Below are 7634 nucleotides of genomic sequence, written 5' to 3' on the forward strand. Positions count from 1 at the left end.
CCCCCAGGACCACCCCCACGTGAATCCGGGTTCCGGAGCACCGCCCCCGAGCTGGTAGTGTTCTACCTGTCGCCGCAAAGACGACCACGCCCCCGTAGCTCAGGGGATAGAGCAACGGCCTCCGGAGCCGTGTGCGCAGGTTCGAATCCTGCCGGGGGTACCACTTCCAAGGTGCCTGAAGACCCCGTGACCAGCACAGATGCTGAGTACGGGGTCTTCGTGCGTACGCAGCCGTGTGCCACCCTGGGCGGCGGCCCTATGTCGCGGTCCGTGGACTACAGGTGGACAGCGCCGGGTGCCGCACGTCGTACGGGCGCGCGGCGAGGGGTGAGGCGATGGCGGCCGGCGGAAGCTCGGGGCATGCATCGGGCGTCTTTCGGGTGGTCAACCGGCTTCGTGTCCGCCGTGGTGGAGCCGGTAGTGCTGGGCGAGGAGGTCACGTCCGTAGTCGCCTCCGTTGGGGTGGCGCACGATGGTGTGGACGTGGTAGCGGGCAGGTTCGGGGTTGGTGAGGAAGACGCCGGGGTGGTTGTCGTACTCGACCAGGAGCACGGGGGAGTGGATCCGGTAGTAGAACGCGCACACGTCGTCGTGTCCGCCGCGCCAGGCGAACCGGGTTTCGTCGAAGTGGTCGCGAACGAGGGACAGGGTGTGCTCGGCCTGCGCCGGCGGGAGGCGGTCGAGATAGACGCGGATCAACTCGATCAGACCGTCCCGCTGTTCGGTGGGCAGGCTGGCGGCAATGATGCCCTCAGCGGGCAGGACGAGGTTGTCGCTGCCCGCGCCGGAGAGATGCCGGCCGTTCCACGGTCCCGCGAGTTCGGGCGGCAGATCCTCGGTCCGCAGCGACGGTCCCATGAGGAATTCGTCTTCCCGGTCGGGGGCGAGGGTGCGGCGGAACTGCAGGGCGACTTCGGTCTCGTCGCGCAGCGCCTGGACGCCTTCGAAGCGGCCGGTACCGATGGTGGGTTCGGCGCCGAGGAACACCGGGGCGAGGACCACCTGTCCTGCCACGAAGACGCAGTGCAGGTCTACGTGGTGCCCCATCAGCTGCCATCCCCATGGAGCGTCGGGTGAGGGCGTGCCGAAGACGGTGAACCAGTAGGCGTATTCGGTGAGGGTGTCGCGGTAGTCGTCGATCAGCTCGCCCAGGTTCGCGTTGAGTACCATCGCGGCCCGGACCTGGGCGTAGCCGCCGGGGCTGAGGCCGGCCTCGATGATGGCGAGTGCCCGGTCGCGGTCGCGTTCGGCCAGGCGTTCCAGGCGCATGCCCTTGGGGTGCCAGGTCGGGATCGCGTTGGTCCACAGCCGCCATTCCGCGGCGTCCATCGGCAGGTTGCCGACCACACGTCGGTGGGGTGCGAGTCCGTCGAGGTACGCCTCGGCCGCCGTGACCGCGGCCTTGGGGGAGGCGCCCGCGTCGTTGAGGCGGTACAGGCCCGGTCGCGGGGTGCCGTCCTCGGTGATGCCGACGAACGGTTCACGATACCCCCGCAGGCCGGCGGTCAGTTCGAACGCCGCTTCGGGGGGCAGGAGGTCGTCGAAGAGATGGGAGTCGACGATCGGCAGATCGCCGGGGGCGTCCGGCAGCGGGAATTCGTCCGGTTGGTGCTGCTGAGAAGACATCGTCGTCTCCTTCCGGTCGGTCGAACTACTCGGTCGGAACTGCCAGGACGTCGCCGGGCGTCAAAAAGCGGTTCTCGATCCGTCGGGAGGCGATCCGCCAGCGGCTCGTGTGCTCGTCCGTGTTGCCGGTCCGGACGAAGTGGTCGTACACGTCGGCGATGAGAACCGGCACGGTCGCCGGGATCGGTGGTGTGCCGTCCTGTGCGTGGAGCACCAGGGCGGAGACGGCCTCGACGTGACCCCTCTCGTGGCGCAGGACATGGAAGTTGGACATCAGGTGGCGCGAGACCCTGGGCCCGCGGGCGGCGCGGTCACGGTAGACGCCGTTGATCTCGTCGGTGCCGCGGAAGGTCCGGCGGGAGAACGTCAGCTCGGCATCGGAGGTGAAGAAGCCGGCCGCCGCCGCGCCGTCACCGTGGTCGATCTCGTACCACACTGCCGTCACCAGCATCGACAGCTCGGTATGCAGCAGGGTGGCCGGCGTCGGGCTGGCGATGGTGCCGGCCTCGGGGGTCATCGCCCGGCTCCCAGCGTGGCGGTCCGTGCGGCCTGCACGAGTGCGTGTGCGCCCTGACGCAGGATGGTGGTGTCGGCCCCCAGGACGAGGAAGTCGTATCCGCGGCGCTCCAGCAGTTCGGCGGCATTGCCCGCAGCCACGGTCCCCACCGGGACGCAGTGGTCGGCGCAGTTCTGCTCGGCCGCTGTGATCAGGTCTGCCATTTCGGTGCTGCCCTCCTGGAACCGACCGGAGACCGCGAGGTCCATCGGCCCGATGAAAGCCGCATCGATGCCGGCCACCGCGCCGATCTCCGCGATGGACGCCAGGGCGGTGACGCTCTCGGCCTGGACGATGAGGCGGACGTTGTCGTTCCCGGAGCGCAGGTACTCGCTGAGCGGGGCGCGCCCCCACTGGCCGGCCCGCCCGGACGTGCTGGCCCCGCGCATGCCGAGCGGAGGAAACCGGACGGCGCGTACGGCGTCCTGGGCCTGGGCGACGGAGTTGATCTGCGGGACGAGCAGGCCGGCCGCACCCGCATCGAGCGGGATCTGCACGTCACGGGGCGCGGTGCCCGGGACACGGACGTACGGCGCGATGTCGTAGCCGCGGGCCAGGGCGATCATGGTCGACATGGTGCGGAGGTCGATCGCACCGTGCTCGGCGTCGATCACGACGAAGTCGAATCCGGCGAGGGCGAGCAGTTCGACGCTCTCCGGCGTGGGGAGCTTGACCCAGGCACCGAGCCGGGGCAGCTCGTCGCCGGTCACGGCCGGCCTCCCTGATAGTCGCCGGAGTTGAGAACCCAGCCCTGGGCGAGGAAATCCGCGCGCGGCGGGGCGAAGACATCGATGAGAGTGTGCAGGCCGGGGCCCACGGCACGGGTGGTGTGGATGACGGTCGGCGGGATCAGCGTCATCGAGGGACTGCCGACCTCGGCGTGCTCGTCGTCACGCCACTGGCTCATCCGCGCCGTCCACGGAACGCGAAGATGGTGCACGTAGTCTCCGGCGAGCGTCACCGACATCTGCTCGAAGTCCGCGTGGGAATGCGGTGTCAGGCGTTCGGTGTCGCGCGGCCCGTCCTGCGCCGGGAACCAGTTGACCATGAGCGAGGCGGTGCGGAAGATCCGGCCGAAGCGGCTCTCCTGGACCGGGATGTCGCTGAGGCGGTGCACCCGGATCCGGTCGCTGCCGTGCTCGGTGGGTTCGGGCAGCGGTGCGGTCCGCGGGTCGGCCCCTGCCGTGTGGTTGACAGCCCGGCGCATCTGCTCGTCGCAGCGCGCGGTGAACACCCGCACCACCGTCGTGGGTGCCGCCGTAGAGACCGTGCTGGTGCCTGCCGGTATGACGACGAGGGCCGGCGCTGCCACGGTGACCCGCGGCTGACCGGCATGCTCCACGCCCACCAGGGCGTCATCCTGGACGAGCAGCAGGTACTCGTCGGGCAGGTCGTGCTCGGTGAGCCGGTCGCCCGTCGTCAGTTCGGTGATCGCGACGACGAAGTTGCGCCCGCATACCGACCATGTGCGGCTGCCGCCGGCCGAGACGCGGTCCGGATCGCGCGCGGCCACCTCGTCGACGACGGCGGCTCCGGTGAGGGTGGCGATGCTCATCAGAGAATCTCCTTCGGGTATCGCATGGACTGCGGAGGGACCGGGCGCCGGCGGGACTGCCCTAAACCAGTGCGGAAACGGTGCCGCGGATGCCGAACAGGGACTTGCCGTAGATCTCGGCGGCCACCTCGGGGTTGAGAACGGCGTGCCGGCTTCCCGCTTCGATGTCACGCCAGATGCGCTGCAGCGGGTTCGACTCGCCGAAGCTGGAGGCACCCTGGGCCGAGCACACGATGTCGACCGCTTCCCGCGCGAGTACGGCTGCCCGGCCGGTGTCCATCCGCATCCGGGCCCGGTCGTCGTACGGGGGGAAGCGGCCGGTCCGTGCGGCGTCGTCGATGTCGGCGGCCGCGCGGAAGGCGTGCAGGTGGGCGGAGTCGGTGAGCGATGCGGCGTGTGCGGCGGCGAGTTGGACGGTGGGGGCCTGAGCCTGAGAGCTGTAGCTCGTCAGGGTCAGTCCCCGGCTCGGGGCCTTGTCGAGCAGGATGTCGACGGCGGCCGTCGCCAGTCCGAGCTGGGGCCCGGTCAGGACCAGCGCGGTGACCGGCACGAACGGCGCCCGGTAGAGCGCCTCGTCGGTGAAGGGGGTGGCGTAGCGGCCCTCGACGGCGTCGGGCACGGAGTGGAAGCGGTGCGCGGGCACGAACAGGTCCTCGCCGATCAGCGTGTTCGACGCGGTCCCGCGCATGCCCGTCACGAACCAGGTGTCCTCCACGGCCAGTTCCGGCATCGGCACGAGCACGATGCCGACGGCGTCCGCCGTGCCGTCCGCGTCCGGACGCTTGACCCCGAGGATCGCCCAGTCGGCGTGCGCGCACCCGGAGGCAGGGGTCCAGCGCCCGCTCACCCGGTAGCCGCCCTCGACCAGCTCCGCCGTGCCCATGGGCGTGACGACGCCCGCGACGCGAGCGTGCGGGGTGTCGGCCCAGACGTCGTCCTGGGCCCGGGAGGGGAAGAGGCCGACGAACCAGGCGTTGGCGTTGAGCAGCGAGGTCAGCCAGCCGGTGGAGCCGCAGGCCCGCCCGACCTCGCGGGCGACCTCCAGGAGCGTACGGAAGTCGGTCTGCAGACCTCCGTAGCGGGCGGGCTGCATGAGTGAGAGCAGGCCGGCGCCGGCCAGGGCCTCGATGGTGTCGGCGGGTACCCCGCGCTCGCGGTCGGTCAGTTCGGCGTTGCCGTCGAGCAACGGCCGCAGGTCGGTGGCGCGCGCGACGAGGTCGGCTCGCAGGTCGCCGGTGCCGGTGCCGGTGCCGTCAGCGGTACGGGGGGAGTCCGTGGTGATGCTCATCGTCGTCACTTCCGGGTCAGTGAAGGGGAGAGGTAGAAGAGGTAGGGGTCAGCTCGCGACGGCGAGGGCGGAGTGGGTGCCGAAGGTCCGGCGTGCATAGACGAGTGGGGCGGCGGGGGTGGATTCGGCCTCCTCGACGCTGACGACGAGCAGGATGTGGTCACCGCCGTCCACGTGCCGTTCAACGCGTCCCGCGGTCCAGGCGGCGGACTCGGGCAGATGAGGCAGCCCGTCGCGGATCGTCCAGGTGGCGGTGTCGAATTTCGAGCCGGGCCCCTGGTGCCGGCGGGCGAACGCCGCGGCCACGTCCTGCTGGTGGGCGCCGAGGATGTTCACCCCCACCGGGGCCCCGGGCGGAAGATGGGGCAGCAGGCCGGAGGAGCGGTCCAGGGCGAAGCTCACCAGTGGAGGGGCCAGAGAGAGCGAGGCGAAGCTCGACACGGTGCTGCCGTGCGGACGCCCGTCCGTCGCGATCGCTGTCACGACCGTGACGGGGGCGCAGACTCCGCTCATCAGCTCGACGAAGGTGTCCTGGTCGATCATCACGTGCCTCCCGGTGTGCTGGATTCGGTGTGCCGCACGCGCCGGGGTGGTCCGGTGCATCGTCGCGTCCGACATATCAAAGTCAACTCCGCATTTCAGGCGGCTGCTTGGTCTGCGAGCCGAGACTTCCGCTCTCTGGTTGATCTGCTGGACTGAGGTGCGGATCCGGCCGGTGCCTCTCACGCCGCTCACGACTGGGGTACGGGGGGTGTGAGAACGGCGTCGCCCAGTTCCTCGGCGAGAGCCAGGGCGGTGTGCAGGGCGAAGCGGCGGTCGTCGAGACCGTGGCCCAGGACCTCCTGGGCTCGCTTCACGCGGTAGGTCACGGTCGCCCGGGCCACGTGCAGACGCCCGGCCACCTCGACGAGACTGCGCTCGGCGCCGAGGTAGTGGTACAGCGTGGTCCGCAGCGCCTCCATCGTCGCGCTGGGGCCGGCGAGAGCGCCGAGCTCCCGGCGTACGAAGTCGGCGGCCGCTTCGAGATCCGTGGCCAGCAGCGCGATGGCGGCAACGTCGGCGTAGGAGGTGACCGGCCGTACCCTCCGCCCCGCGTGGCGCCGCAGCCGTTCCAGTCGCTCCGCGCGCTGGGCCTCGTGGTGTGAGCGTGCAAACCCCGCGACCCCGGCACCCGGCGTCCCGAAGGCGGCCTGAAGCTGCCGGCCTGCCAGCGCGTCCGCGATGGTCTTCCCTGCACCGTCCTTGCGTACGCCGCCGCTGTCAGGCACGGCGCCCCAGGCCCACAGCCGTCCCGCGGCCATGGGCACGGCCAGCGTCGCCGTGGCCCCACGGGCCCGCAGTACCTCGATCGCCGCCGCCTGCAGGGCGGATCCCGCGTCGGGGGCGTCCGACCACACCACGACCGCCTCATGCGTACGCCGCAGGTTGTATCCGAGGGCCCGGGATGCCTCGTCCGTGTCCACGGTTGCCTCAGCTGCGTCGCCGCTGAGCAGGGAGCGTACGAGGCCGGCCCGTGCGGCGGCCGCGCTGGTGCTCCACACCTCGTGCTCCGCGAGGTAGGTGCGGATCATGGCGTCGGAGAGGTCGTCGACGTAGCAGAACAGCTCCCGGGAGACGGCCGTGACCTCCTCGACCACCCTGTCCGGATCGACGAGCTCGGTACAGGCCCGCAGGAACGCCTCGGTGGTGGCCGCGTGCCCGATCCGGACCCCCTGCAGTACGCGCTCCAGGGGGATGGCCCGGTGGACGAACTCACGGATGCCTTCCAGCGTCGCCTCGCCGACGGGCGCGACGGCGGCGGGGCTGCCCATCAGAATGGACAGCGCCCGCACGGTGGTCGCCTCATTGCCCCGGCGCAGCATCTCGACCGCGGCCGGACTGCCGCCCAGGTGCGGCACCTCGGCGACGATCCGCTGCACCACCACAGCACTCAGCTCGATCGCCCAGCACGCAGGGGTCCGGCCGAGTCGCGCGACAGCCTCCTCGATCACGGTGCGCGGCAAGGCCGCCCCGCCGAGATCGACCTCGCCCTGCGGGCTCAGCCGCGCGAGCCACGCCCGCCGCAACCGCCTTTGACTCGTATGAGCCGTCACACCGTCCTCCTCGCGCAGGGCGACGGGCTTGCCCGTCACATCGGCAGCCGTGCACCTGCACCTGGGCGAAGGCGCCGGTGCAGGTGCGAGGAGCGGCTGGGGGGGTGTCCTGCGGATCATGGTTGCCCTCCGCCGGGACTGCCGGGCTGCCGGGTCGGGACTGCCCCGGCCCGTGCATTGCGGACTGCGGCGGCGATGGGGGTACCCCCTGCTCGAGCGAAGCCGAGAGCTTGGCGGAGGCTGGTCGCGCAGTTCCCCGCTTCCCTGGCGGGGCACGAATGCGCCCCCGTCAGGGGCGCGGGGAACTGCGCGAGCAACCAGCGAGCGCCCGCACCGTGCAACGAAGCCGTACGGGGCAGCCTCCGCCCAGCGTGATCCGCAGGACACCCCCTAGTGCTTCGCTGCGGAGGTTCCGCTGGTGATCAGATGTCTGCGAGTTGCTTGTTGATGTCGTCGATGTCGAGGTGGTCGGGGTCGAAGCTGCCGCCGATCCACTCGGTGAGTTCGTCGTGCTGT

Annotated in this window: 7 protein-coding genes and 1 tRNA gene; 1 reads left to right on the forward strand and 7 read right to left on the reverse strand. The window is 71.0% G+C overall.

Annotated elements, in window-relative coordinates; genetic code table 11:
* Window positions 1-88 precede the first annotated feature (88 nt).
* Window positions 89-163 (forward strand) — tRNA-Arg (locus tag G5C65_RS26730).
* Window positions 164-384: 221 nt separating this feature from the next.
* On the opposite strand, the gene G5C65_RS26735 is transcribed toward G5C65_RS26730, so the two are convergent.
* The 7 genes from G5C65_RS26735 to G5C65_RS26765 form a co-directional block, all read right to left on the reverse strand.
* Window positions 385-1626, reverse strand: a complete 1242-nt coding sequence (locus tag G5C65_RS26735; protein WP_165301503.1) for a DUF3500 domain-containing protein — start codon at window positions 1624-1626, stop codon at window positions 385-387.
* A 25-nt stretch (window positions 1627-1651) separates the two neighbouring features.
* Window positions 1652-2143, reverse strand: a complete 492-nt coding sequence (locus G5C65_RS26740) for a nuclear transport factor 2 family protein (RefSeq protein ID WP_165301504.1) — start codon at window positions 2141-2143, stop codon at window positions 1652-1654.
* Window positions 2140-2892, reverse strand: coding sequence for an aldolase/citrate lyase family protein (locus tag G5C65_RS26745; RefSeq protein WP_165301505.1), 753 nt, complete (start codon window positions 2890-2892; stop codon window positions 2140-2142). The genes G5C65_RS26740 and G5C65_RS26745 overlap by 4 nt, the downstream gene beginning before the upstream one ends.
* Window positions 2889-3737, reverse strand: coding sequence for a cupin domain-containing protein (locus G5C65_RS26750; protein WP_165301506.1), 849 nt, complete (start codon window positions 3735-3737; stop codon window positions 2889-2891). Before G5C65_RS26750 ends, G5C65_RS26745 begins: the two co-directional genes overlap by 4 nt.
* A 61-nt stretch (window positions 3738-3798) precedes the next feature.
* On the reverse strand, window positions 3799-5025 hold the full coding sequence (locus G5C65_RS26755) for an acyl-CoA dehydrogenase family protein (RefSeq protein ID WP_165301507.1): 1227 nt from the start codon (window positions 5023-5025) through the stop codon (window positions 3799-3801).
* A gap of 48 nt (window positions 5026-5073) precedes the next feature.
* Window positions 5074-5568: a flavin reductase family protein gene (locus tag G5C65_RS26760; protein WP_165301508.1), complete on the reverse strand. Its 495-nt coding sequence runs from the start codon at window positions 5566-5568 to the stop codon at window positions 5074-5076.
* Between the two features lie 188 nt (window positions 5569-5756).
* The gene (locus G5C65_RS26765) at window positions 5757-7157 is read right to left on the reverse strand and encodes a PucR family transcriptional regulator (protein WP_338146678.1); all 1401 of its coding nucleotides are present in this window, start codon (window positions 7155-7157) and stop codon (window positions 5757-5759) included.
* Window positions 7158-7634 lie beyond the last annotated feature (477 nt).

This window comes from Streptomyces boncukensis (genome assembly GCF_011045075.1).
GTDB classification, from domain to species: Bacteria; Actinomycetota; Actinomycetes; order Streptomycetales; family Streptomycetaceae; genus Streptomyces; species Streptomyces boncukensis.

Coding starts and splice junctions, on each gene's coding strand:
- G5C65_RS26735 (WP_165301503.1), bottom strand. CDS start 1,626: ATGTCTTCTCAGCAGCACCAACCGGACGAATTCCCGCTGCCGGACGCC.
- G5C65_RS26740 (WP_165301504.1), bottom strand. CDS start 2,143: ATGACCCCCGAGGCCGGCACCATCGCCAGCCCGACGCCGGCCACCCTG.
- G5C65_RS26750 (WP_165301506.1), bottom strand. CDS start 3,737: ATGAGCATCGCCACCCTCACCGGAGCCGCCGTCGTCGACGAGGTGGCC.
- G5C65_RS26755 (WP_165301507.1), bottom strand. CDS start 5,025: ATGAGCATCACCACGGACTCCCCCCGTACCGCTGACGGCACCGGCACC.
- G5C65_RS26760 (WP_165301508.1), bottom strand. CDS start 5,568: ATGATCGACCAGGACACCTTCGTCGAGCTGATGAGCGGAGTCTGCGCC.